This window comes from Aeromonas schubertii, from assembly GCF_000820105.1.
GTDB classification, from domain to species: domain Bacteria; phylum Pseudomonadota; class Gammaproteobacteria; order Enterobacterales; family Aeromonadaceae; genus Aeromonas; species Aeromonas schubertii.
Window position 1 is genome coordinate 46,906 of the sequence record NZ_CDDB01000010.1, and the last position, 23,229, is coordinate 70,134.

A 23,229-nucleotide genomic window follows, 5' to 3' on the forward strand; every position below is an offset into this window, starting at 1 on the left:
TTAATCATCGTATTGCGCAGGGTTGATCATGCACATAGGCTAGAGAGGATGGGGTTTTGCGGGTGGGTCATGGCAGAAAAGGTTCGGCGTATGAGGGGTTCGATGAAGCGATGGGGAGCAGGTTGCATGCTGTTGCTGCTCTCCCCACTTACCTATGGCTCGATGGCACGCCCGGCGGTGTTGCCCGAGACCGTCATCAATGTCAGGTTTTATGATGTGAGTGCCCCCGATATGGGGGCATTGCCGTCGGCGCTTGACCGGGTGGCGCCCCGGGATCAGGGAAAGGTGGCCCTGGGCAAGGCCAGCTATCGTCTCGACTGGCGCCTTGAGCTCGAGCAGGGAAAACAGGGGTGCGCCATTCGCCAGATCGTTGTCTCCACCGATGCGACCCTGCTTATCCCCCGTTGGCTGGAGAAGGGGAAGGCTTCTCGCCAGGAGCGCCTGCGCTGGGAGCGAATTACCGCAGGCCTGCTCGACTACGAGGCGCGTCACAAGGAGATGGTGCTGCAGAGTGCGACCCGGATCGGGATCGCCCTGGCCGACCTGCCTGCCGAGCCGAGCTGTGACGCCCTGCGTTACAGCGCCTGGAAGGCGGGTATGAAAGAGCTTGAGCAGGGGCAGAGGCGCATCGACTCGTTTCAGCGTCAGACCCGGCACGGGGAGATGTTGGGCCTGCGTTGGCCCGGTGAAGGGTAGTCAGCGTGCATTGAAAAGCAGGGCCGCCATCAGGCGGCCCTGCTCGTTACCGGGGACTAGAGGCCGAGGGGTTTTCCCTTGAGCAGCTTCCGGCTCCAGTAGCGGGCCGGATGGAGGGCATCGAGCAGCTCTCGATCCAGTCCGAGAGGCTCACCGCAGATCTCGGCGGCGAGCAGCTCGCCACACAGGGGGGCCGAGCACAGGCCCCGCGAGCCGAGGGCCCCGAGGACGAACAGTCCTGGCCAGGTCGGCAGTGACCACTGTGGATCGGCGTCGTGATCGCGCCATCGTTGTTCCAGACGCTCCAAGACTGCCACCGGCCCCATGACGGGCAGGTGATCCCGACTCGCCGATCGCACCCCGACCCGGGCCTCCCGATCCGAGAGATCGACCCCGAGTGGCCACTCTTGCTCGGGCAGGCAGGCGATTAGCCGCTCCCGGTTGCTTGCCTGTTCCTCCTCGCGGTAGTCAAGCCCGGTTTGATTGCGGCCATAGCTGGCGCCGATGCAGTGACGACCCTGATGGCCAGGGGTGAGGTAGCCGTCGTAACAGAGTACCTGCTTGAGGCGCGATAGCGCCGGGTTGGTCCTGGCGTGGCTCACCTGGCCGCGCACCGGATAGAGGGGAAGGGCTGCAAACGGGATAAGCTCAGGCAGGCGATGGCCTGCGGCCACCACCAGATTCGGGGCTTGCCAGCGGCCGCTCGGCCCTTCGGCAACCCACAGATCCCCGTGTTGTGACAGGTGGGTAACCTCGGCACCATAATGCTGGGTCAGCAGACCGCTGGTTGCCGCCTCTGCCAGCGCGGCGCGGGTGAGATCGGCCGGACAGAGCCAACCCCCCCGGGGGTAGGCAACACCGGCGCAGCCGGTAGGAAGACCTAGCTCCGACGCCATCTCGATGGCCGGGACGGCGTAAACCAGCTCGGCGGGGAAGGGACCGGTCAGCAGCTTGGCGATCTTCTGGGTCGATTTGTCGTCATAGGCGAGCTGGGTCACCCCACAGAGCTCGAAGGCCACCTCATGGCGGGCGGCCAGTTCGACAAGGCGTTCGCGGGCATAGGGAAAGGCCGCAGCATAGAAGCGTGACAGGGTGTCGTGTTCGCCCCCCAGCAGGGGATAGAGTGCCCCCTGGCGGTTACCCGAGGCGCCGCCGGCGGGCGCCGCATCGGCGCACAACAGGGTCACGGCGCGGCCACGGCGAACCAGGGAGAGGGCCGTCATGGCCGAGGCGATCCCCCCGCCGACAAGAAGCACTTCCCCTTCGCGTCCCGCCGGGCGAGGATATGCGCGCTGCAGGCCCGAGCAAGGTGTCTTGTCCCGGCGCGTTCCGGCCAGCATCTCGCGTTTGCTGCCGTATCCCTTCACCTTCTCCATAGCCCAGCCCGCCTCGATGAGGCCGCGGCGCACGAACCCGGCGCAGGTGAAGGTGGCCAGGGTCGCCTCGGCACGGGCCAGGCGGGCCAGTGCGGCAAAGAGTTCGGGAGTCCACATCTCGGGGTTCTTGGCCGGGGCGAAGCCGTCAAGAAACCAGGCGTCGACCAGACCGTCCTGACCATGGGGTACCCGGGGCAGGTTCTCCTTGATGTCGCCAAACCAGAGATCCAGGGTGACGCGCCCTTCATCAAACAGCAGTCGATGGCAGCCGGGCAGCGCCAGGGGCCACTGGGCGACCAACTGTTCGCTAAAGTCCGACAGCTCGGGCCAGGCGGCCAGGGCCTTGGTCAGATCGGGGCGGGTCAGGGGGAATTTTTCGAAACTGGTAAAGTGCAGGCGGCGTGTTCCCGTCTCGCGGGTGGCGAGATGAGCCGCGAAGGCTTGCCAGCTGGCCAGAAAGTTGAGGCCGGTGCCAAAGCCTGTCTCAGCAATCACGAACTGGTCGCGATCATGGCGGGAAAATCGCTCAGGTAGTCGGTTTTGCTGCAAAAAGACGTAGCGTGTTTCGTTTAGCCCATTATCATTGGAAAAGTAGACATCCCCGAACTCACTGGAGACCGGCGTGCCCGCCTCATTCCACTCCAATCGGGCATGATGTAGCGATGTTTGGCTCACGTTGACTTCAACTCCCGTCACAAAACGCGGGCATTCTACGTGAAAGCAGACCAGTTTGGCAGCCGAAAGCGGGTAGACTCGGTGCCAGTTTTACCAGACGAGATGGATTAATGAGAAGAGCAGTGATCACCGGTATCGGCGTCATCTCCAGTATCGGCAACAATAAGGAAGAAGTACTGGCCTCCCTGAAAGCGGGCAAGTCCGGCATTACCTATTCCGAGCAGTTCGAGCAGTACAACCTGCGCAGCCGTGTCTGGGGCAACATCAAACTCGACCCGTCCGAGCTGATTGACCGCAAGGTCATGCGTTTCATGGGCAACGCCTCTGCGTATGCCTACCTCTCCATGCAGGAGGCGATCGCCGACGCCAAACTGACCGACGACATGGTGTCAAACGATCGTACCGGTATCGTGGCGGGCTCCGGTGGCGCCTCTGCCAAGAACCAGCTGGAAGCGTGTGACATCGCCCGTGAAAAGGGCGTCAAGCGTGTCGGTCCCTACATGGTGCCCCGTACCATGTCCTCTACCGTCTCTGCCTGCCTTGCCACTCCGTTCAAGATCCGTGGCGTTAACTACACCATCAGCTCGGCCTGTGCCACCTCTGCCCACTGCATCGGCCACGCGCTGGAGCTGATCCAGCTCGGCAAGCAAGACATCATCTTTGCCGGCGGCGGTGAGGAGCTGGACTGGTCCATGACCACCCAGTTTGACGCCATGGGCGCCCTCTCGACCAAGTACAACGACACCCCGGAAAAGGCTTCCCGCACCTATGATGCGGATCGCGACGGTTTCGTCATCTCCGGTGGCGGCGGCATTGTGGTGGTCGAGGAGCTCGAGCACGCCCTGGCCCGCGGTGCCCACATCTATGCCGAGATCACCGGTTACGGTGCCACCTCAGACGGTTACGACATGGTCGCCCCGAGCGGTGAAGGCGCCATCCGCTGCATGAAGATGGCGATGGCCGGTGTGGAGAAAGTCGACTACATCAACACTCATGGCACCTCGACCCCGGTCGGTGACGTGAAGGAGCTGGAAGCGATCCAGACCCTGTTTGGTGCCAACGCACCCAAGCTCTCCGCCACCAAGGCGATGACAGGTCACTCTCTGGGCGCCGCCGGCGTGCATGAGGCGGTCTACTCCCTGCTGATGCTGGAGCACGGTTTCATCGCGCCTAGTATCAACATCGAGACCCTGGACGAGAAAGCCATCGGTCTGCCCATCGTGCACGAGGCCGAAGAGGCCTCCCTCGACACCGTCATGTCCAACAGCTTCGGCTTTGGCGGTACCAACGCCTCTCTGGTGTTCAGCAAGTTCAAAGGCTGAGCCGGATCCGGTTGAAAAGAGGGCGCCATCAGGGCGCCCTCTTCATTTCTAGCCCAGTCTGAGCTTCATAAACTGGGCATCCTGGCCATATTCGGCCAGACACTTGCCGGTAGGGCTGGCGACAAACCCCTGGCGGCGCCAATAGGCGGGCGCATCCTGTACCGCGATCAGTGCCACTTCATCGTAGCCATCTTCCCTGGCATGGCTGAGCGCCGTGTCGATGAGACGCTGTCCGACACCGAGACCACGGGCGCGATCCGAGATGGCGAGGTCATGCATATAGAAGAGATCATCCCCGTCCAGTTGTTCAATGGGGCGTGACAGCGAGGGGGGATGCCCATGGTGCCAGGGGTGGCAGAGCAGGTAGCCCAGCACCTCGCCACTGCGTTCGGCGACCCAACAAGTGTCGGGAGAGAGCTGCGCCTTCTGTTGCAGGATGGGCAAGGGCTCCGGGGTGACATCGTGGTAACACTGGGCCTGGATACGCATGATAGCGCACCAGTCATCATGGCGGATATTCCGTATCGAAACAGTCATAATTCCTGAGTTTTTGCTGCAAAAAACACCAAGTGCAACGCCATGCTAACAAAAAGCAGCAGAAAAGATAAGGGGCCTTTCGGCCCCTATTTATCATCAATCGAGAAACTCGCAGAGGTAGGCTGTCGCCAGTTTGACCTCCAGCCTGAAGCTGGAATGACCGGGTACGGCAAACGCCTGGCCTGCCTCATAGGTGTGCCACTCGTCTTCATCCTTGAGTTGAATGATGAGGGCGCCCTTGATCACCGTCATACGCTCGGGGGCGGCGGTGTTGAACTCGTAGTGACCGGGGGCCATGACGCCGACAGTCGCCTTCTCACCCTTCTGCTCGAAGCCGATGGATTTGACATTACCGTCAAAATATTCATTGCTTTTCAACATCTTTACATCCTTGCATTGGCACAGTCCCTGGCACGTTAGCACGGGGGATTCTGGCTGTCATGAAGATTGTGAGCGGGGCAGGGAAAGGACGAAAAAGGCGCCCCGAAGGGCGCCGACGAAGAGGGGTTAGCGGGCTCTGACGACCAGCCCTTTGAGGTAAAACCCTTCCGGGTAGGCGGTGCCAATGGGGTGATCCGGGGCCTGGGAGAGGCGCTCGAGGATCTGGGCATCGCGACCTGCATCCAGTGCGGCATCGGCCACAATTTTCTGGAACAGATCCGCCGGCATCAGGCCGGAGCAGGAGTAGGTGAGCAGGATGCCGCCCGGGGCAAGCAACTGGAATGCCAGCAGGTTGATGTCCTTGTAGCCGCGGCAGGCGCCGTCAAGCTGGGCCTTGCTCTCGGCAAACTTGGGCGGATCGAGCACAATGACGTCAAACTTCTCACCCTTCTCCCGGTATTCGCGCAGCAGCTTGAACACATCCTGACGCAGGAAGTGGGCGCGGGAGAGATCCAGACCGTTGATCTCGGCGTTCTGACGGGCCGTGTCCAATGCCGGCTGGGAGACATCCACGTTGACCACTTCGCTGGCCCCGCCTTTGAGGGCGTAGACACCAAACCCGCCGGTGTAGCAGAAGCAGTTGAGTACCCGTTTGCCGGCGGTGTACTTGGTGGCGGCCTGGCGGTTGTCCCGTTGATCCAGGTAGAAGCCGGTCTTGTGGCCTCCCTGGATATCGACCAGGATCTTGACCCCCTGGTTCTCCTCGATCACCACAGGCTCAGCGGGGGCTTCACCATGGAGTACGCCCACAAACTCCTCAAGCCCCTCTTTCTTGCGCACCGCGACATCGGAGCGCTCGAAGATGTTACAGGCGGGGAAGAGGGTGCGCAGGGCCTCGACGATGAGCGGACGTTGATAGTCGGCACCGGCCGAGAGCAGCTGGCACACCAGGAAATCGCCGTAGCGATCGATGGTAACCCCGGGCAGGCCGTCGGATTCGGCGGCACACAGGCGATAGCCGGTGAGCCCCTGGCGGGCGATCAGATCGTCGCGAGCGGCCTGGGCATCGCCCAGGCGGCGCAGGAAGAAGGCCTGATCGACGGCTTCGTCCCGGTTGAAGGTCCAGATCCGCACCCGGATCTGGGAGCTGCCTGACCAGGCGCCGCGGCCGAGCCATTGACCGCTTTGGGCAAAGACATCGACCGTCTCACCGTTGACGGGTTTGCCCTTGACCTTGTCGATGGCCTTGGAGAAGACCCAGGGATGACGGCGAAGCAGGGATTTTTCCCGCCCGCCGACGAGGATGATGGATGCGCTCATGGTGACAGCCACTTAGCAGATATGAAAAAGGGGCCACATTTTAGGTGGCCCCTCGCTAAAAGACAAACCGCTCAGATCTTCAGCCCCTTGAGGGCGCCCGAGAGCTCGTCGGCCGTGGTCTTGAGACCCTGGGTGCCGGCGACCGAGGCAGAGGCCGACTCTTCCACCGAGCTTGCTTCACCACGAACCAGCTCGAGGTTGTGGGCGATGTCGGCCGCGACCGAGCTCTGCTGCTCGGAGGCGGTGGCTATCTGGGCGCTCATCTCGAAGACGCTGGCACTCACCTGGCTGATCCGCTCAATATCGGCGCCAACCTGAGTGATGAGCTCGCGGCTGTCGGCGGCACGGATCACCGTCTTTTCCATGATCTCGTTGAGGGTGGCGGTGCCCCCCTGCAGGGACTCGATCATCTGCTGGATCTCGACCGTGGCCTGTTGGGTGCGGCCGGCCAGGGTTCGTACCTCGTCAGCCACTACCGCAAAGCCACGCCCCTGCTCACCGGCGCGGGCCGCTTCGATGGCGGCGTTGAGCGCCAGCAGGTTGGTCTGCTGGGAGATGGCGTTGATGACGCTGACCACCTCGTTGATCCGGTTGGCGTTGTCGGTGAGCTGCTCGACGGCGCTCGACGCATTGGCAATCTCGTCGGCCAGGGTACGGATGGAGTCGATGGTCTTGTGCACCCGGGCTGCCCCCTTGGCGGCCTCGTCGCTCGATGCGCGGGTCTGGCTCAGGGTATCGGCCGCATTGCGGGCCACCTCGCGGATGGCAGCCGACATCTGCTCCATGGCGGCGGCCAGTGAATCCATGTGGCTGCGTTGGGAGAGGGCCAGTTGCTGACCCTGGCTGGCGTGATCGCGAAACTCATCGGCGGCCATGTGGAGCGCCTCGGCAGACTCCTCTACCAGTTGCACTATCTTGTGTTGGCGATCGGTGAAGCGATCGATGCTGCCGGCCAGCACCGAAAACTCGTCCCGTACCGGAAAGAAGTTGAGGCGGAAGGTGAGATCGCCGTCAGCCACCTGTTGCAGCGCCTTGTTGGTGGAGTAGAGCGCCCCCGAGACGAAGGTCATCAGGTAGTGGGTGATGAGAGCCATCACGGCCGCCAGCAAGGCGATCAGCCCCAGCATGGGTCCCTGATCGTCCCACATGGAGTAGGCGGCGCGATCCAGGCTTCCCACGACCATACCCGCATCCCCGGCACGGGCTGCGTAGAGGACCTTGTCTCCCTGCTCAGAGAGGCCTTCACTGGCGTAGGGCTGCAAGGAGAGGTGGGCAGGCAGGGGGAGTGCAGGCTCCTTGGCCACCAGGGCTGCAACCGTATCGACCTTCTCGCGCATCAGATCGAGTCGCAGGCTCATCTCCTGCTCGTGACTGGCGCGCAGCAGGCTAAACCCGAGCAGGGCGATCACCAGCAGGGGGAACCAGAAGGTGATCATGAACTTTTCGGTGATGGTGAGGTGAATGAGATAGCGGTCAACCCATCTGAACTTGACTTCTTTCATAATGATTAGTGTTCCTACAGCAATCCGTTGAGCGGGTGTCAGCATTATCGACGAGAGCCGGCCAATCTTAATGACAAGGGTGTAAAAATGGGAGAGCAATCGTTTGTCGTTCGCATCTATGGTGTCGTTCAGGGGGTCGGGTTTCGCTATTTTACCCGGGAGCAGGCTATGCGCCTGAAGTTGCGGGGTCATGCCTATAACCTGGATGATGGCTCGGTCGAGGTGTGGATCGCCGGACCCGGCGCGCAGGTGCAGAGCATGCTGAGCTGGCTCGAACGGGGTCCACGTACTGCTCAGGTCTCGCGGATCGAGGTGTGTGAGACGAGTGAGCTGCCGCCGCCCGGTTTTCACACCAACTGAGGCCAGCTCCATGGAGCATGAGCTCAGTGTCATACGCGCCTTTATTAAGGCGGCCGGCGTCTTGCGCCAGGGGGCCGATGAGGCGGCGGTCCATGGTTACCGCATCGCGGCCAGGCGGGTGGAGTCGTTGCTCGCCTTGTGGCGACCTCTGGTTTATCAGCCCCGCCTCGAGAGGCGGCTGGCCTCGGCCATCAAGAGGCTCTCGGCCCTGCGGGATGCGCAGGTACACGCCCTCCATTTCGGCCATGGGACCGGGGCTGTGCCGAGAGTGCGAGTGGTTGAGCTCGAGTCCGCCCTGCTTGCCTGGTGGCAGCGGCGTGAGGAGTGGGGTGCGCAGCCCCAGTTGGCCAGACTCTATGCCATGAGCCTTGGGGCAAATCTGCTCGAGCGGCTCGATGTGGATGGGCCCATGACCCTTCATCAGTGGCATCGCTTGCGACTGGCCATCAAGGGGAGCCGCTATGGTGTTGAGCTGTTGCTGGCACAAGGGGAGGTGCCCATCGGCTGGCTGGCCGAGTTGACGCAGTGGCAGGAGCTGCTCGGGCAGTTGCAGGATCGCCGTCAGTGGCGCGAACGCTTCGAGCAGGAAGGGGAGAGCGGGGCGGTCGACAAGTTGAACACTCAGCTTGCACAGCGGCAGCGACAACTGGAGCGGCGGCGACCGGTGCTGCGCATGCTTGCCGTACGCATGGCACAACGGGCATGAAAAGAGAGAGGGACCCGAAGGTCCCTCTTGGTGCTTACTTGACTCGCATCCCGGGCTGAGCGCCCTCCTGGGGCTCCAGGATCCAGAGATCCTTACCGCCGGGGCCGGCGGCCAGCACCATGCCTTCGGACATGCCAAAGCGCATCTTGCGCGGGGCCAGGTTGGCCACCATCACGGTCAGCTTGCCTTCCAGATCTTCGGGGTTGTAGGCGGACTTGATGCCGGCAAACACCTGACGGGTCTCGCCGCCGATGTCGAGCTGCAGTTTCAGCAGCTTCTCGGCTTCCGGTACCGCCTCGGCCTTCTTGATGAGGGCCACGCGCAGGTCAATCTTGGCGAAGTCGTCATAAGTGATGGTCTCGCCGATGGGGTCATCAGCCAGCGGGCCGGTCACTTTCGGTGCCTGCTCCTTGGCCAAGTCTTCCTTGGAGGCGTCGATCATGGCTTCAATCTTGGCCGGCTCGATACGGGAGAAGAGCGCCTTGAACGGGGCAACGGTGTGGTCGACCAGCGGGGCGGCGATACCCTCCCAACTGAGGGTCTCGGCCAGGAAGGCCTCGGCGCGCTCGGCCAGGAGCGGCATGACGGGTTTCAAGTAAGCCATCAGCACGCGGAACAGGTTGATGCCCACCGAGCAGACTGCTTGCAGCTCGGCATCCGCCCCTTCCTGCTTGGCGATGACCCAGGGGGCCTTGTCGTCCACATAGCGGTTGGCCTTGTCGGCCAGGGCCATGATTTCGCGGATAGCGCGGCTGAATTCGCGGCTCTCGTAGGCCTCGGCAATCGCGGTGCGGGCATTGGCGAACTCGGCATAGAGTTCGGGTTCGGCGCAGGTTGCCGCCAGCTTGCCGCCGAAGCGCTTGGCGATAAAGCCGGCGTTGCGGGAGGCGAGGTTGACCAGCTTGTTGACCACGTCGGCGTTGACGCGCTGCACGAAGTCTTCAAGATTCAGGTCCAGATCGTCGATGCGGCTGTTGAGCTTGGCGGCGTAGTAGTAACGCAGGCACTCCGGATCCAGGTGGTTCAGATAGGTGGAGGCCTTGATAAAGGTGCCCTTGGACTTGGACATCTTGGCGCCGTTGACGGTCACGTAGCCGTGCACGTTGACCTTGGTCGGCTTGCGGAAGCCCGCGCCTTCCAGCATGGCCGGCCAGAACAGGCAGTGGAAGTAGGCGATGTCCTTGCCGATGAAGTGGTAGAGCTCGGCGTCGGACTCCTTGTTCCAGAAGCTGTCGAAGTCGATGTCACCGCGCTTGTTGCACAGGTTCTTGAACGAGGCCATGTAGCCGATGGGGGCGTCCAGCCAGACGTAGAAGTACTTACCCGGGGCGCCCGGGATCTCGAAGCCGAAGTAGGGGGCATCGCGGGTGATGTCCCACTGCTGCAGGCCGCTTTCGAACCACTCTTGCATCTTGTTGGCCATCTCTTCCTGGATGGCACCGGAGCCGCGCACCCAGCCGGAGAGCCAGCTTTCAAACTGCGGCAGGTCGAAGAAGAAGTGCTCGGAGTCTTTCATCACCGGCGTGGCGCCGGAGACGGCGGATTTCGGATCGATGAGCTCGGTCGGGCTGTAGGTGGCGCCGCAGCTGTCGCAGTTGTCGCCGTACTGATCCGGCGACTTGCACTTGGGGCAGGTCCCCTTGACGAAACGGTCCGGCAGGAACATCGCCTTTTCCGGGTCGAACAACTGGGAGATGGTACGGCTACTGATCTTGCCGGCCTTCTTGAGGCGGGTATAGATGAGGCTCGCCAGCTCGCGGTTCTCGTCGCTGTGGGTCGAGTGGTAGTTGTCGAAGCTGATGTTGAAGCCGGCGAAGTCCTGTTGGTGCTCTTCGCTGACGCGGGCAATCATCTCTTCGGGGGCGATCCCCATCTGCTGGGCCTTGAGCATGATCGGCGTGCCGTGGGCATCGTCGGCGCAGATGAAGTGGACCTGGTGACCGCGCATTCGTTGATAACGGACCCAGATATCGGCCTGGATGTGTTCCAGCATGTGACCGAGGTGGATGGAGCCATTGGCATAGGGGAGGGCGCAGGTAACCAGAATTTTACGGGGATCAGTGGCCATAATGGGTTCTTGATATGCTGATTGGAGTGTTAGAGTGCCGTGCATGTTACCCGAATCAGGCCGGATCTGCCTAGCCTCGAGACTCGCCCGTGCTGGCACGGCTCGGAACCGTGGCGGGTAATCGCGGCGGGATTTGAGAAAATCACAACTCAATGGGGTTTTTACAGTGTTAGATGCAGTAAAGCGTATATTGGCCGAATTTAAACCGCGTTTTTGGCAAGGTAACCTGGTTGAGTCGGGTTTTGTTCATTCCCTCTCGCTGGAGGCCGGTGTGTTGACGGTGGGAGTGCGTCTTCCTTTCGCCGGTGAGGGCTGGTTTGAACAGCTGCGTGATGAACTCGACGGGACGCTTCGCCTCGTGGAAGGGGTGCAGCAGATCCGTTGGGATTGCGATATGGAGATCGCCAGCCTGCCCCGCGCCGGTGGCCTGCCGGCCTTGCAAGGGGTTCGTAACATCCTGGTGGTGGCCTCGGGCAAGGGAGGGGTGGGCAAGTCCACCACGGCGGTCAATCTGGCACTGGCACTCAAGCAGGAGGGGGCCAGAGTGGCTCTGCTCGATGCGGATATCTACGGCCCCTCGATTCCCATCATGACCGGCACCCGCAATGAGCGCCCCGTCAGCCACGACGGCAAACTGATGGAGCCTGTCATGGCCTGTGGCATGCCCAGTAACAGCATTGGCTATCTGGTGGGTGAGCAGGATGCCACCATCTGGCGTGGCCCGATGGCGAGCAAGGCGCTGTCACAGATCCTCCACGAGACCCGCTGGGGCGAAATTGACTATCTGGTGGTGGATATGCCCCCCGGCACCGGCGATATCCAGCTCACCATGGCCCAGCAGGTACCCACTACGGGGGCTGTGATCGTCACCACCCCGCAGGATGTGGCCCTGGCCGATGTGCGCAAGGGGGTTGCCATGTTTGAGAAGGTGGGGATCCCTGTGCTCGGTGTGATCGAGAACATGAGCTATCACATCTGCAGCGCCTGCGGGCACCATGAGCCGCTCTTTGGCACGGGGGGAGGGGAGAAGATGGCCGAGCAGTTTGGCATCAATCTGCTGGGACAGTTGCCACTGCATATCGACGTTCGCCAGCACATGGATGATGGCTGCCCTATCGTCTTCCATTCGCCCGATCACGCCCTCTCGTTGAGCTATCTCAAGCTGGCTCGCAACTTGGCCGCTGCACTCTATTTCAGCGGAAAACCGGTTGCGACCCCCCTCTTTACCCGTCAGCTGGATGAATAGTGGCCGAACGTGAGGCGCGACGCGCTTTGAGGGTGGGCATGGCCCACCCTTTTTCTTATAATGGATCGGTTTACATTCATTCCAACCGCTCTTCTTTTTAGGTATTTGTCATGTCTGATACTCAACGTTCGTGTGTGATCATCGGGATTGCCGGGGCTTCTGCCTCGGGCAAGAGTCTCATTGCCCAGACCATCTATGAAGAGCTGGTGGCCGAGCTGGGTGCCGGTGAGATTGGTGTGATCTCCGAAGACTGCTACTACAAGGATCAGTCGCACTTGACCATGGAAGAGCGGGTCAAGACCAACTACGACCACCCCAATGCGATGGATCACAGCCTGCTGGTTGAGCATCTGGACTCCCTCTCACGGGGTGAAGGGGTGAGCATTCCCCAATATTCCTACACCGAGCACACCCGTATGGCCGAGACCGCCGATTTTGCGCCGCGCAAGGTGATCATTTTGGAAGGGATCCTGCTCTTGACCGATCAGCGTCTGCGTGAGCGTATGGATGCGACCATCTTCATGGATACTCCGCTCGACATCTGCCTCATCCGCCGTCTGGTGCGTGATGTGCAGGAGCGGGGCCGTACCATGGAGTCGGTGCTCAAGCAGTATCAGAAGACGGTGCGCCCCATGTTCCTGCAGTTTATCGATCCCTCCAAGCAGTACGCCGATGTGATCGTTCCGCGTGGCGGCAAGAACCGTATCGCCATCGACATGCTCAAGGCCCGTATTCGCCACATGCTGGTGGGTTGAGTTACCAAGGAGAAATCATGCGCCTTTGTGATACCGACATAGAACGCTATCTGGACGAGGGAAAGATTGTCATTGAGCCTCGCCCCACTCAGGAGCGTATCAGTGGAGTCAGTGTCGACGTCCTGCTGGGTAATGCCTTTCGCGTCTTTCGCGATCACACCGCGCCTTATATCGATCTCGGTGGCACCAGCGCCGAGATGGCCGATGCCATCGACAGGGTGATGAGTGAAGAGATCCATATCCCCGACGGAGAGGCTTTCTTCCTCCACCCGGGTGAGCTGGCCCTGGCCGTCACCTATGAATCGGTCACCTTGCCGGCCAACCTGGTCGGCTGGCTGGATGGACGCTCCTCGCTGGCCCGCTTGGGGCTCATGGTGCATGTGACGGCCCATCGGATCGATCCGGGTTGGTCCGGCCGCATCGTGCTGGAGTTCTACAACGGCGGCAAGCTGCCGCTGGCCTTGCGCCCCAAGATGAAAATTGGTGCGCTGAACTTTGAAGTTCTCTCCGGTGAGGCCGCGCGCCCCTACAACAAGCGTGAAAACGCCAAGTACAAGAGCCAGCAGGGGGCGGTGGCGAGCCGGATCAGTCAGGACTGACGAGAATAATTCATCGCAGACCACCCCGAATGGCAGATGCTGACGCATTTGCCATTTTTTTTTCGTCAGAAAATATTTAGCGCCCGGCTATTCAGCTTTTCTTCATCTGGCATAATCCGCGCACTTCATTAACGAGGTGTACCTTTGTAATGCTAACTATCTTTGAAGGGATGAATGCGTGGCTGGCCATCGGGCTGGTGTTCTCCGTAGTTTTCGTGCTGGCCTATGAGTTCATCAACGGTTTTCACGATACGGCCAATGCGGTGGCGACGGTGATCTACACCAAAGCCATGCCAGCTCATATGGCCGTTGTGGCCTCTGGCATCTTCAACTTCTTTGGCGTCATGCTGGGTGGTCTGGGAGTCGCATACGCCATCGTGCATCTGCTTCCTATCGATCTGCTGCTGGGGATGGACTCCAGTCAGGGGCTGGTGATGATATTCTCACTGCTCTTCTCCGCCATCGCCTGGAATCTGGGTACCTGGTACTTTGGCATTCCGGCCTCCAGCTCTCACACCCTGATAGGCTCCATCCTGGGGGTGGGCGGAGCCTATGCCTGGTTGGTCAACAAGCCGCTAAACGAGGGGATCAACGTGGGCAAGGCGATCGATATCATGCTGTCGCTCATCGTCTCACCGACCGTTGGCTTCATCTTCGCGGCTCTACTGCTGTTTGCCATCAAGCGAGTCTGGAGTGGTCCCAAGTTACACAAGACCCCGGAAGAGCGCCTCAAGGTTGATGGGAAGAAGCATCCCCCTTTCTGGGCCCGGCTTACCCTGGTGGCCTCGGCCATGGGGGTCAGCTTTGTGCACGGATCCAACGATGGCCAGAAGGGGATCGGTCTGCTGATGCTGGTGCTTATCTGCATGGCACCGTCTCATTATGCTCTCGATATGAGCAGCAGCCCTTATCATCTCGATCGAACCCAGGATGCGGCCAATCGTATCGCCGAGCTCTATCAGCGTAACCAGGAGATGGTAAGTGGCCTGGTGGATTTCAATCGAGAAGTAAAGGTCTCTGCCGAGCTGATGGATCACTGCGCTGCCGGAGATACCCTCTCCAATATCGCAACCCTCGACAATCGTCTGGGCAAGGTGCGCTCTTACAATGAGATGAGCGTTGCCGATCGCCGTGAGGTGCGCCGTCTCCTGCTCTGCATCGACGACACGGCCAAGAAGGTCTCCAAGTTGCCGCTGCCTGCCAAGGAGCTCAAGGATCTGGCCGTATGGCGTAAAGATCTGGTCTCGACCGCCGAATACGCACCTTACTGGGTCATCGTCTCCATTGCCCTGGCCCTGGGGTGTGGCACCATGATCGGCTGGCGTCGCATCGTGCATACGGTGGGGGAGAAGATTGGCTCCAAGGGGATGACTTACAGTCAGGGGATCGCCGCACAGATCACGGCGGCCAGTGCCATCGGTATTGCCAGTGCGACCGGTATGCCGGTATCCACCACCCACGTACTCTCTTCCGCCGTGGCAGGGACCATGGTGGCAAACCGCTCCGGGCTTCAGACCCAAACCATCAAGACCATACTGATGGCCTGGATTCTGACCCTGCCGCTGACCATGCTGCTCTCGGGTGGGCTTTTCTTGCTGGCCCACGCTCTGTTTGCCTGAATGTATTGAAACGATGAGAGCCGGTGCCATGCACCGGCTTTTTTGTCCCTCAATCCCGCACGCCGGTATGCGATACGCTTGCCACTCCAGCCTTCGACACCCTGTTTTCGAGAATGTAATCCAGCGCTGTGTATTTTGTCGTTAGCAAGCCTGGCCCTCCAACTATCGCTATTGTGTTCATGCCACACCTTAACGGTCATACATCTCTGATCTCTGTTGAGAATGAACCATCAAACATATGCCATCACACTAATATAGAGTCCCAAATATTGAGCAATAGCAGGTCCCCCGGCTTATTAACCTGTTTGTAAGAGGAAGATCCATCAGTGGGAATTCAAGGGGATATATGCATGGAGGCTGTAATAGGGTCTGGTATCGATGGGAGAGGGGAGACGCTCGCTGGTCTACTCTTGCAAACGGTGCGAAGCCGCTGATAGATGCACGAGACTTGTTGAAGATATGCATACCGAGCAATAAAAAAATCCCCGAGACTGGCTCGGGGATTGTGTACTCAGACGCTTTCAGCCTGGTTTAGGGACGGCCGGCCGGGCTGGTTGCCTGGTGGTCGGCGGCGCTGCGGCCACCGTGGCGACCGGAGCGAACCACTTCGGCGCGCTCGAGCGGCGGGTAGTCAACAGCTTCGCGTGTTGGCAGGGCCGGTGCCGGCTCGGGCTTGGTCATGGGCGCGGTAGCGCGGCGGGCTCTGGCCAGGACTCCAGTCACACCCTGGTTGGCCGGTCTGGATTTGACCTGGGCTTGAACCTTGGGCTCGATGGCCGGCTCTGCTGGCACGGTGGCCACGACCTCAACCGGCAGCACCTCGACGGTGACAGCGTTGGCCACTTCGGCTGTAGCGGTGACGGGCTCAACGACAGGCTCGGCAGCCACGACCACCTCAACGTTAGATACCGGCTCTGAGCTCTGAGCAACCGGCTCCTCTTCGCGCTGGCGGCGGACATCTTCGTTGATACGCTTGCGGCGCTGCTGTCCTTCACGGGGGGCACGCTGGCGGCGGGGACGAGCATCGTTCTCTTCCTCGGTCACGACAGGTGCCGGTACGTCAGCCTGTACATGAGCCTGGGTACCCAGTACCGGCTCAAGCTCGGGCTGGAACTCCCGTACGGTTTCGGTTGCGATGACCGGAGCCTGCTCTACCACGGGAGCCGCGACTACGGCCTCTACCGCCTGAGCTACCGGCTCGGTGATGGCTGCGGACTCGCTGACCTCGACACGAACCTGCTTGCGCATCTGTCGACGCTCGCGGCGCTCGGCAACGCGCTGCTCTTTTTCAACCCGTACGCTCTGCTCTTCGCTCACGCCCTGGGTCGTTTGTTGCACCGGCTTTTCTGCGCGGGGTTCACGCTCCTGGCGGGGGACGCGCTCGGCACGAGGCTCACGCTCCTGACGCGGTGCACGCTCAGCGCGGGGCTCACGGGGCTGGCGCGGTTGGCGCTCCTCACGAGGTTCACGCTCTTGACGGGGGCGCTTGTTGCGCTCTTCGCGGTTAGCTTCGCTCTTTTGCTCATCGCTTGGACGGGCAGGGCGCTCGTCACGACGACGGTCACGGCGTTGCTCGTTGCCGCGCTCACCGCGGGACTGACGCTCTTCGCGTGGCTGACGACGACGGGTATCCCCCTTCTGATGGGCCTTCTGCTCCGGCTCGGCAGCCGGGACGGCAGTTTCGGCTTGCGCCTTTGCGGTGCCAAACAGAGAGCCAAACAGACGACTCAGGAAACCGGGCTTGGTCTGCTCGGCGTCCACCTTGGCCGGGGCAGCCGCAACAGGAGCTACAGGGGCCGGCTTGGACGGCTGGCTAAAGCCTTGCAACAGCGGTTGATCGCGTTCGACAACCTGCACCTGACGGGGTTGGTAGGTCGGCTTGACCACCTCGGTCTTGAGCTCGTAGCTGGCTGCTTCCGGGATCTCGTTCTTGCGGATCCGGGTCACCTCGTAGTGCGGGGTCTCCAGATGCTGGTTCGGGATGATATAGACACGCACATCGTTACGCTGCTCGAGGCTGGCGATGGCGGCGCGCTTCTCGTTGAGAAGATAGGCGGCAACATCGACCGGCACCTGGCCATGCACCTGCTCTGTGTTGTCCTTCATCGCCTCTTCTTCGATGAGACGCAGGATGGAGAGTGCCAGTGACTCGTTGTCGCGGATCACGCCCTGACCCTGGCAACGGGGGCAGATATGGCTGCTGGACTCGTTGAGGGAGGGGCGCAGACGCTGACGGGACATCTCGAGCAGGCCGAAGCGGGAGATGCGGCCCAGCTGGATGCGGGCGCGGTCCTGGTGCACGGCCTCACGCAGGCGATTTTCCACCTCGCGCTGGTGACGCACCGGGGTCATGTCGATAAAGTCGATGACAATCAGGCCACCTAGGTCACGCAGACGCAGCTGGCGGGCTATCTCGTCGGCTGCTTCCAGGTTGGTCTGCAGGGCCGTCTCCTCGATGTCACCACCCTTGGTGGCGCGCGCCGAGTTGATGTCGATAGAGGTCAGCGCCTCGGTCGGATCGATGACGATACTGCCGCCAGAGGGGAGGCGCACTTCACGTTGGAAGGCCGACTCAATCTGGCTCTCGATCTGGAAGTGGTTGAACAGGGGGACTTCACCCTTGTACTGCTTGACCCGATTGATAAAGTCGGGACGCACCAGCTCGATGTGGGCTTTGGCACGCTCGAATACGGTCGGGTTGTCGATCAGGATCTCGCCCACATCGCGACGCAGGTAGTCGCGAATGGCACGCACGATGACGTTGCTCTCCTGGTGGATGAGCACAGGTGCGGCCACGTTTTCGGAGGCCTTGCGGATCGATTCCCAGTGGTTCAGCAGGACGTTGAGATCCCACTCCAGCTCTTCCTGGGACTTGCCCACACCGGCGGTGCGCACGATGAGGCCCATGCCGTCCGGCACGGTCAGCCCGTTCATGGCTTCCTTGAGTTCGGTCCGCTCGTCACCCTCGATGCGGCGGGAAATACCACCGGCACGCGGGTTGTTCGGCATCAGCACCAGGTAGCTGCCAGCCAGACTGATAAAGGTGGTGAGGGCTGCACCCTTGGTGCCACGCTCTTCCTTGTCGATCTGGACGATCACTTCCTGGCCTTCGCGGACCACTTCTTTGATGTTGGGACGACCTTGGTAGGAATAACCGGAGGGGAAGTAAGTGCGGGCGATCTCCTTGAGAGGCAGGAAACCGTGGCGCTCGGCGCCGTAGTCGACAAAAGCAGCTTCGAGGCTGGGCTCTACGCGGGTGATTTTGCCCTTGTAGATGTTGGCTTTCTTCTGCTCGTGTCCCGGACTCTCAATATCGAGGTCGTAGAGCTGTTGTCCGTCAACCAGCGCTACGCGCAACTCTTCTTCCTGAGTCGCGTTGATTAGCATTCTTTTCATTGAGTTCTCATTGTTGTGTCATGTGTGTTCCTTCACACGCTCCTGTCCTGCGCCGGCCTCGGGTCTGCAGCATACGGTGGCAACCTCCCGGTTGGGGTACGCATGAGGCGCAACAAACTTGGGCGCATCGGTCATGCCCTGATGTAGCAGGGATGAAAAGGATTCCAGTGTGAAGACAAAACGGTTTTGTGCACTGCGCTCACCCTGCTGCAACATCGCTCCTTGGCACAGGGACTTCGCTTGGCCTGACGGGCGGAATGGGAGATGAAACGCCCACGTTGTACAAGGCTTGAGCGGTCTTACAAAACCGTCGTTATTATCCCATTTAAATCGGTTTCATAGCAAGGCAGCAATTTTCACGCTTTTTGCAAAAACAGGGCAGCCAAGGGTGGGGGGAGGGTGCTAGAATTCGCGGCCTATGACACAGATCACACAACAAGTGCAGCTGCTCACCATCGAGGCTGAGCATGAAGGGCAGCGCATCGATAATTTCCTCAAGACTCAGCTTAAAGGCGTCCCCAAGAGCCTGATTTATCGCATCCTGCGCAAAGGCGAAGTTCGCGTAAACAAAAAACGCGTCAAGCCCGAGTACAAGCTGGAAACCGGAGATGAGGTGCGTGTGCCGCCCCTTCGGGTTGCAGAGAAAAATGAGCTGCCATCGGCCAACCTTGGCAGCATACAGCGTCTCGAAGGTCAGATTCTGTTTGAAGATGATGCCATCATAGTGCTCAACAAGCCTTCAGGTATGGCGGTACACGGTGGCAGCGGGCTGAGCTTCGGTGTCATCGAAGGACTGCGGGCCCTGCGTCCCGAGGCCCGCTTCATGGAGCTGGTACATCGCCTGGACCGTGACACCTCGGGCGTGTTGCTCATTGCCAAGAAGCGTAGCGCCCTGCGCAGCCTGCATGAGCAGCTAAGGGTCAAGACCATGCGTAAGCAGTATCTGGCGCTGGTCCGTGGCTGTTGGCAGTCCCACGTCAAGGTGATCACTGCGCCGCTCAAGAAAAACGAGCTGCAGTCGGGCGAACGCATCGTGCGTGTCAGTGCCGAGGGTAAGCCCTCCGAGACCCGTTTTCGCATCGTGCGCCAGTTTGCCGAGGCAACCCTGATGGAGTGCAGCCCCATCACGGGACGTACTCACCAGATCCGCGTGCATACCCAGCACGCCGGTCACCCAATCGCCTGTGATGACAAGTATGGCGAGAGGCAGTTTGACGAAAAAATGCGTGAAAAGGGGCTCAATCGCCTGTTCCTGCACGCCTGGCGCCTCACCTTCGCTCATCCGGCCGACGGGCGGGAGATCAAGGTCGAAGCCCCTCTTGGCGAGTCACTGGACGCCTTCTTGAATACTCTGGAGCGATAACCGCTCGCTTGCGCTCCCCACCGCCCCCGGTGGGGAGTCGTTTCTCATGGGGCGTTATCTGCCCTTCTGCACTGGCCGTATGCCGCACCGAATTCCCAAAATGTCAGATTTGGTCATAACAAATCAGTCAGTTATGGCTATATTACCGGTTTCGTCCTGCGCTGTTATATCTGTCATTGATTAAACGATCGCACATGAGATGCTTCGTGAGTCGAAGAAAGTCGATCCCCGACGTTTTCGATCACACAGGTCATTTGGCAAACTGACTCGAAAGGTCAGGACGCAAAGCCTCCGGTCTAACGGCACATGCCCATGATAGCGGGGTTGCCATTGGTGCTTTGGCGCCAGTGCGAAAGCCAAGTGACTGTCTTTCAACTCATGTTTTTGCGAGGAGTGTATGACAGCCACCCATCTCAGAGCCCTGGCTCTGCTCTGTACCCTTGGTACCAGCAGTGCCGTAGTCGCTCACGGTTACATCAGTACCCCCGAATCGCGCAATGCCTTGTGCAAGAGCGGCGGCAATATCCAGTGCGGCGCCATTCAGTGGGAGCCTCAGAGCCTGGAGGCGCCATCGGGATTTCCTCAGGGAGGGCCGCCGGATGGACAGATCGCCTCGGCAGGTCACCGTCAATTTGGCGAGCTCAATGCCCAGACCAGCGATCGCTGGACCAAGCGCGAGGTGAGCGCCGGCCCCTTGGCGATCACCTGGACCTTTACCGCCAACCACGTCACCCGAAACTGGCGTTACTACCTGACGCGCCCCGAGTGGGATCCCAATCGTCCACTGACCCGCGACGCCTTCGAACCCACCCCCTTCTGTGTCATCGATGGGGGTATGAAACAACCTCCCAAGGTGATGACCCACGCTTGCACCTTGCCAGAGCGCTCCGGCTATCAGCTGATCCTGGGGGTATGGGAAGTGGGGGACACCAGCAACAGTTTCTACAACCTCATCGATGCTCGCTTCCGAGGTGGTGAGCCGCCTTCCTCGCCCTGGCAGCAGGGGGGGGCCATCTACCCCTCACTGGATCTGGAGATGGGAGACCGGGTATTGACTCGGGTCTTCGATGCAAATGGAGAGCGCGCGGATCTGCAGACCACGCTCACCATCGCCAGTGAAGAGCAGGGGCAGAAGAACAACTGGGCACATGCACTGGCGAGTCGCATCAATGCCGAGCAGGTCAATATTCGGGCTGGTCAGCAGGGCAGCGATGGCACCTTCAATCCGGTGTATGGGCAGAACCTCCTCTATCTCAAACAGGGAAGCGGTCTGGAACGCGTCGAAATCCAGGTTGAGCAGCAGCAACCACCCCTCGAGCAGAGTCTGTCGATTGGCACTCTGCCGAGCGATCATCTGCTCAATGAAGGCAAGTTGACCCTGGATTTTATCGTGACGGTGCGAGGGGAGATGACGGTAACGGCCACGCTGTATGATCACGGTGGTGTTGCCCGTGGTGAGGTAAGCCAGGAGCTCTCCAATGAGCAACGTACCTTGAGCCTGGCGCTTGAGGGACTCAGTGCCGGCCATCATCAGTTGGTCGTGAAGGGGATCCCCAAGAAGGGTGGGGATGCACTGCAGCAGACCGCCGATCTGATGTTCAGCGAGGTGGGGCAGAGTTACGACTACCGCTTCCCGGAGGGACTCAAGCGCTATGAGGCGGGGACCCGGGTGCTGCAGCCAAAAGATGGTCAAATCTACCGCTGCAAGCCCTTCCCCTATAGTGGTTATTGTACCCAGTGGACCAGCAGCGCCACCCAGTATGAGCCAGGTAGCGGCTCCCATTGGCAGAGCGCCTGGGACAAGGTGAATTGACCCGTATCAAGAGACGCAATGAAAGGAAAAGAGGCCGTCAGGCCTCTTTTCCATAATTCGCAAGGGGTAGCCTCACCCTTGTCAGGGGAGGGCGAGTCCGTGGCGCTTGAAGAGCTCCACCAGGCCGATAAGGGGAAGCCCTATCAAGGCATTGGGATCGCGCCCCTCGAGTGCACTGAATAAGGTGATCCCCATGCCTTCACTCTTGAAGCTCCCGGCGCAGTCATAGGGGGTCTCGGCCAGCAGGTAGCGGGTCAGGGCGGCCTCGTCGAGGGTGCGAAAATGGACGGTAAAGGGCTCTACCAGAGAGTGATTCTCACCGCTGACTGCATTGATCACGCACAGGCCAGTGTAGAAGATCACGCGGCTTCCCTGGGCCGCCTTGAGCTGGGCCAGGGCGTTGTCAAAATTGCCGGGCTTGCCGAGGATGCGTCCATCGCAGACACACACCTGATCAGAGCCGATCACCAACCCATGATCACGACCACCGGCCACCGCCTGCGCCTTGCTGATGGCCAGTCTGAGTACCAGCTCGGGAGCCGTTTCTCCGGGCAGAGGCGTTTCATCAACACGGGGTGCTTCGGTGTCAAATGCCATCCCAAGTTTGGCCAGCAAGGCCGCCCGATAGCGAGAAGTGGAGGCGAGGATCACTTTTTCTGGCATACTGTTATTCCGATGAGGGCAGGTCCCGGCATTCTAGGGAGTTGTGCGTTAAAAATCATCGCAATAAATGGTTTTTCCTTTGACTATAACCTCTTGGAACTATATCATTCGCGCCCTATGCAAAAGGTGAAGTTGCCCGTTAAGGTTGATCCAGTCCGTAGTGCCTTGAAGCTCCTCGATTATGTCGGGGTTGTGGAAAAGTCGCAGATGCCCAGGCTGGAGGAATCAACCGCAGGCTTGCTCGGTGATGTGGATGTGTCACTGCACTTTGGTAAAGATGTCCAGAGACTGACCGTTATGAAAGGCACTGCCCATGCCGAGGTCAATCTGGTTTGCCAACGTTGTGGAGAGTCATTTGCCCACCGTTGCGAAGCCGAATTTGTCTACACTCCGATGTTCGAAAGAACTGACGAGGAAGAGCTGCCGGAAGCTTATGAGCCCATTGAGTTGGATGAAAATGGGGAGATAAACCTGCATCAGATCCTCGAGGATGAACTCATCCTCGCCCTGCCTCTGGTACCCATGCACCCTGTGGATGAGTGCCCGAGAGGTAAGATGGAGATGAGCTGGGGTCATATCGAACCTGCTGATGAGCGCCCGAATCCCTTTGCAGTTCTTGAAGAACTCAAACGTAAGTGAATTAGGAGTTAGCCTAAATGGCCGTACAACAGAACCGTAAAACCCGCTCCAAGCGTGGCATGCGTCGTTCCCACGATGCCCTGACCGCTGCTGCCCTGACTGTTGATCAGACCAGTGGTGAAACCCATCGTCGTCACCACGTGACTGCCGATGGTTTCTACCGTGGCAAAAAGGTTATCGCCTAAGGCGAGCC

Annotated in this window: 20 protein-coding genes and 1 riboswitch; of the genes, 12 read left to right on the forward strand and 8 right to left on the reverse strand. The window is 60.2% G+C overall.

All coding sequences use genetic code 11. The features are described 5' to 3' along the window. The first annotated feature begins 102 nt into the window (after positions 1-102). Entirely contained in the window at positions 103-696 is a 594-nt protein-coding gene (locus tag BN1133_RS01660) for a DUF922 domain-containing protein (RefSeq protein WP_158453494.1), read from the forward strand. Between the two features lie 56 nt (positions 697-752). On the opposite strand, the gene mnmC is transcribed toward BN1133_RS01660, so the two are convergent. Beyond that, a complete protein-coding gene (mnmC, locus tag BN1133_RS01665; RefSeq protein WP_201785114.1) occupies positions 753-2,768 on the reverse strand; it encodes a bifunctional tRNA (5-methylaminomethyl-2-thiouridine)(34)-methyltransferase MnmC2/FAD-dependent 5-carboxymethylaminomethyl-2-thiouridine(34) oxidoreductase MnmC1 in 2,016 nt (671 codons plus the stop codon). Positions 2,769-2,857: 89 nt separating this feature from the next. Between mnmC and fabB the strand changes: the two genes are divergently transcribed. Beyond that, the gene (gene fabB, locus BN1133_RS01670) at positions 2,858-4,069 is read left to right on the forward strand and encodes a beta-ketoacyl-ACP synthase I (RefSeq protein ID WP_050664824.1); all 1,212 of its coding nucleotides are present in this window, start codon (positions 2,858-2,860) and stop codon (positions 4,067-4,069) included. Between the two features lie 48 nt (positions 4,070-4,117). Here fabB and BN1133_RS01675 read toward each other — a convergent pair whose 3' ends face one another. The 4 genes from BN1133_RS01675 to BN1133_RS01690 all read right to left on the reverse strand — a co-directional run bounded on the left by BN1133_RS01675 (position 4,118) and on the right by BN1133_RS01690 (position 7,809). Beyond that, a complete protein-coding gene (locus BN1133_RS01675) occupies positions 4,118-4,558 on the reverse strand; it encodes a GNAT family N-acetyltransferase (RefSeq protein ID WP_082177861.1) in 441 nt (146 codons plus the stop codon). A 144-nt stretch (positions 4,559-4,702) separates the two neighbouring features. Beyond that, positions 4,703-4,987 (reverse strand): pyrimidine/purine nucleoside phosphorylase, encoded by a 285-nt coding sequence (gene ppnP, locus BN1133_RS01680; RefSeq protein WP_050664826.1) that lies wholly within the window; start codon positions 4,985-4,987, stop codon positions 4,703-4,705. Positions 4,988-5,113: 126 nt separating this feature from the next. Then, positions 5,114-6,307, reverse strand: coding sequence for a class I SAM-dependent methyltransferase (locus BN1133_RS01685; protein WP_050664827.1), 1,194 nt, complete (start codon positions 6,305-6,307; stop codon positions 5,114-5,116). Between the two features lie 71 nt (positions 6,308-6,378). Beyond that, entirely contained in the window at positions 6,379-7,809 is a 1,431-nt protein-coding gene (locus tag BN1133_RS01690; protein WP_050664828.1) for a methyl-accepting chemotaxis protein, read from the reverse strand. 87 nt (positions 7,810-7,896) lie between these two features. On the opposite strand from BN1133_RS01690, the gene BN1133_RS01695 reads away from it, so the two are divergent. Further along, complete coding sequence (locus BN1133_RS01695) at positions 7,897-8,169, forward strand: acylphosphatase (RefSeq protein WP_050664829.1); 273 nt, start codon at positions 7,897-7,899, stop codon at positions 8,167-8,169. Between the two features lie 10 nt (positions 8,170-8,179). Beyond that, complete coding sequence (locus BN1133_RS01700; protein WP_050664830.1) at positions 8,180-8,875, forward strand: CHAD domain-containing protein; 696 nt, start codon at positions 8,180-8,182, stop codon at positions 8,873-8,875. Positions 8,876-8,909: 34 nt separating this feature from the next. Here BN1133_RS01700 and metG read toward each other — a convergent pair whose 3' ends face one another. Then, complete coding sequence (gene metG, locus BN1133_RS01705; RefSeq protein WP_050664831.1) at positions 8,910-10,943, reverse strand: methionine--tRNA ligase; 2,034 nt, start codon at positions 10,941-10,943, stop codon at positions 8,910-8,912. A gap of 166 nt (positions 10,944-11,109) precedes the next feature. Here metG and apbC point away from each other — a divergent pair, with 166 nt between their 5' ends. The 4 genes from apbC to BN1133_RS01725 all read left to right on the forward strand — a co-directional run bounded on the left by apbC (position 11,110) and on the right by BN1133_RS01725 (position 15,162). Further along, complete coding sequence (gene apbC / locus BN1133_RS01710; RefSeq protein ID WP_050664832.1) at positions 11,110-12,189, forward strand: iron-sulfur cluster carrier protein ApbC; 1,080 nt, start codon at positions 11,110-11,112, stop codon at positions 12,187-12,189. Between the two features lie 110 nt (positions 12,190-12,299). Beyond that, positions 12,300-12,944, forward strand: coding sequence for a uridine kinase (gene udk / locus BN1133_RS01715; protein ID WP_050664833.1), 645 nt, complete (start codon positions 12,300-12,302; stop codon positions 12,942-12,944). A gap of 17 nt (positions 12,945-12,961) precedes the next feature. After that, entirely contained in the window at positions 12,962-13,543 is a 582-nt protein-coding gene (dcd, locus tag BN1133_RS01720; RefSeq protein WP_050664834.1) for a dCTP deaminase, read from the forward strand. Positions 13,544-13,692: 149 nt separating this feature from the next. Further along, complete coding sequence (locus tag BN1133_RS01725; protein ID WP_050664835.1) at positions 13,693-15,162, forward strand: inorganic phosphate transporter; 1,470 nt, start codon at positions 13,693-13,695, stop codon at positions 15,160-15,162. A 531-nt stretch (positions 15,163-15,693) separates the two neighbouring features. Here the strand turns inward: BN1133_RS01725 and rne are convergent. Continuing rightward, positions 15,694-18,558: a ribonuclease E gene (rne, locus tag BN1133_RS01730; protein ID WP_050664836.1), complete on the reverse strand. Its 2,865-nt coding sequence runs from the start codon at positions 18,556-18,558 to the stop codon at positions 15,694-15,696. Positions 18,559-18,976: 418 nt separating this feature from the next. Between rne and rluC the strand changes: the two genes are divergently transcribed. Together rluC and gbpA are read left to right on the forward strand one after the other, a co-directional pair. After that, positions 18,977-19,921 carry a 23S rRNA pseudouridine(955/2504/2580) synthase RluC gene (gene rluC / locus BN1133_RS01740; RefSeq protein WP_050664838.1) on the forward strand — a complete coding sequence of 315 codons (945 nt, stop codon included), beginning with the start codon at positions 18,977-18,979 and terminating at the stop codon, positions 19,919-19,921. 246 nt (positions 19,922-20,167) lie between these two features. Continuing rightward, positions 20,168-20,253: riboswitch (cyclic di-GMP riboswitch) on the forward strand. A 65-nt stretch (positions 20,254-20,318) separates the two neighbouring features. Further along, entirely contained in the window at positions 20,319-21,734 is a 1,416-nt protein-coding gene (gene gbpA / locus BN1133_RS01745) for an N-acetylglucosamine-binding protein GbpA (RefSeq protein WP_050664839.1), read from the forward strand. 81 nt (positions 21,735-21,815) lie between these two features. On the opposite strand, the gene BN1133_RS01750 is transcribed toward gbpA, so the two are convergent. Further along, positions 21,816-22,397: a Maf family protein gene (locus BN1133_RS01750; protein ID WP_050664840.1), complete on the reverse strand. Its 582-nt coding sequence runs from the start codon at positions 22,395-22,397 to the stop codon at positions 21,816-21,818. Positions 22,398-22,514: 117 nt separating this feature from the next. On the opposite strand from BN1133_RS01750, the gene yceD reads away from it, so the two are divergent. Both yceD and rpmF read left to right on the forward strand, forming a co-directional pair. Further along, a complete protein-coding gene (gene yceD / locus BN1133_RS01755) occupies positions 22,515-23,036 on the forward strand; it encodes a 23S rRNA accumulation protein YceD (protein WP_050664952.1) in 522 nt (173 codons plus the stop codon). A gap of 17 nt (positions 23,037-23,053) precedes the next feature. Beyond that, positions 23,054-23,221, forward strand: coding sequence for a 50S ribosomal protein L32 (gene rpmF, locus BN1133_RS01760; RefSeq protein ID WP_050664841.1), 168 nt, complete (start codon positions 23,054-23,056; stop codon positions 23,219-23,221). Positions 23,222-23,229: the final 8 nt, after the last annotated feature.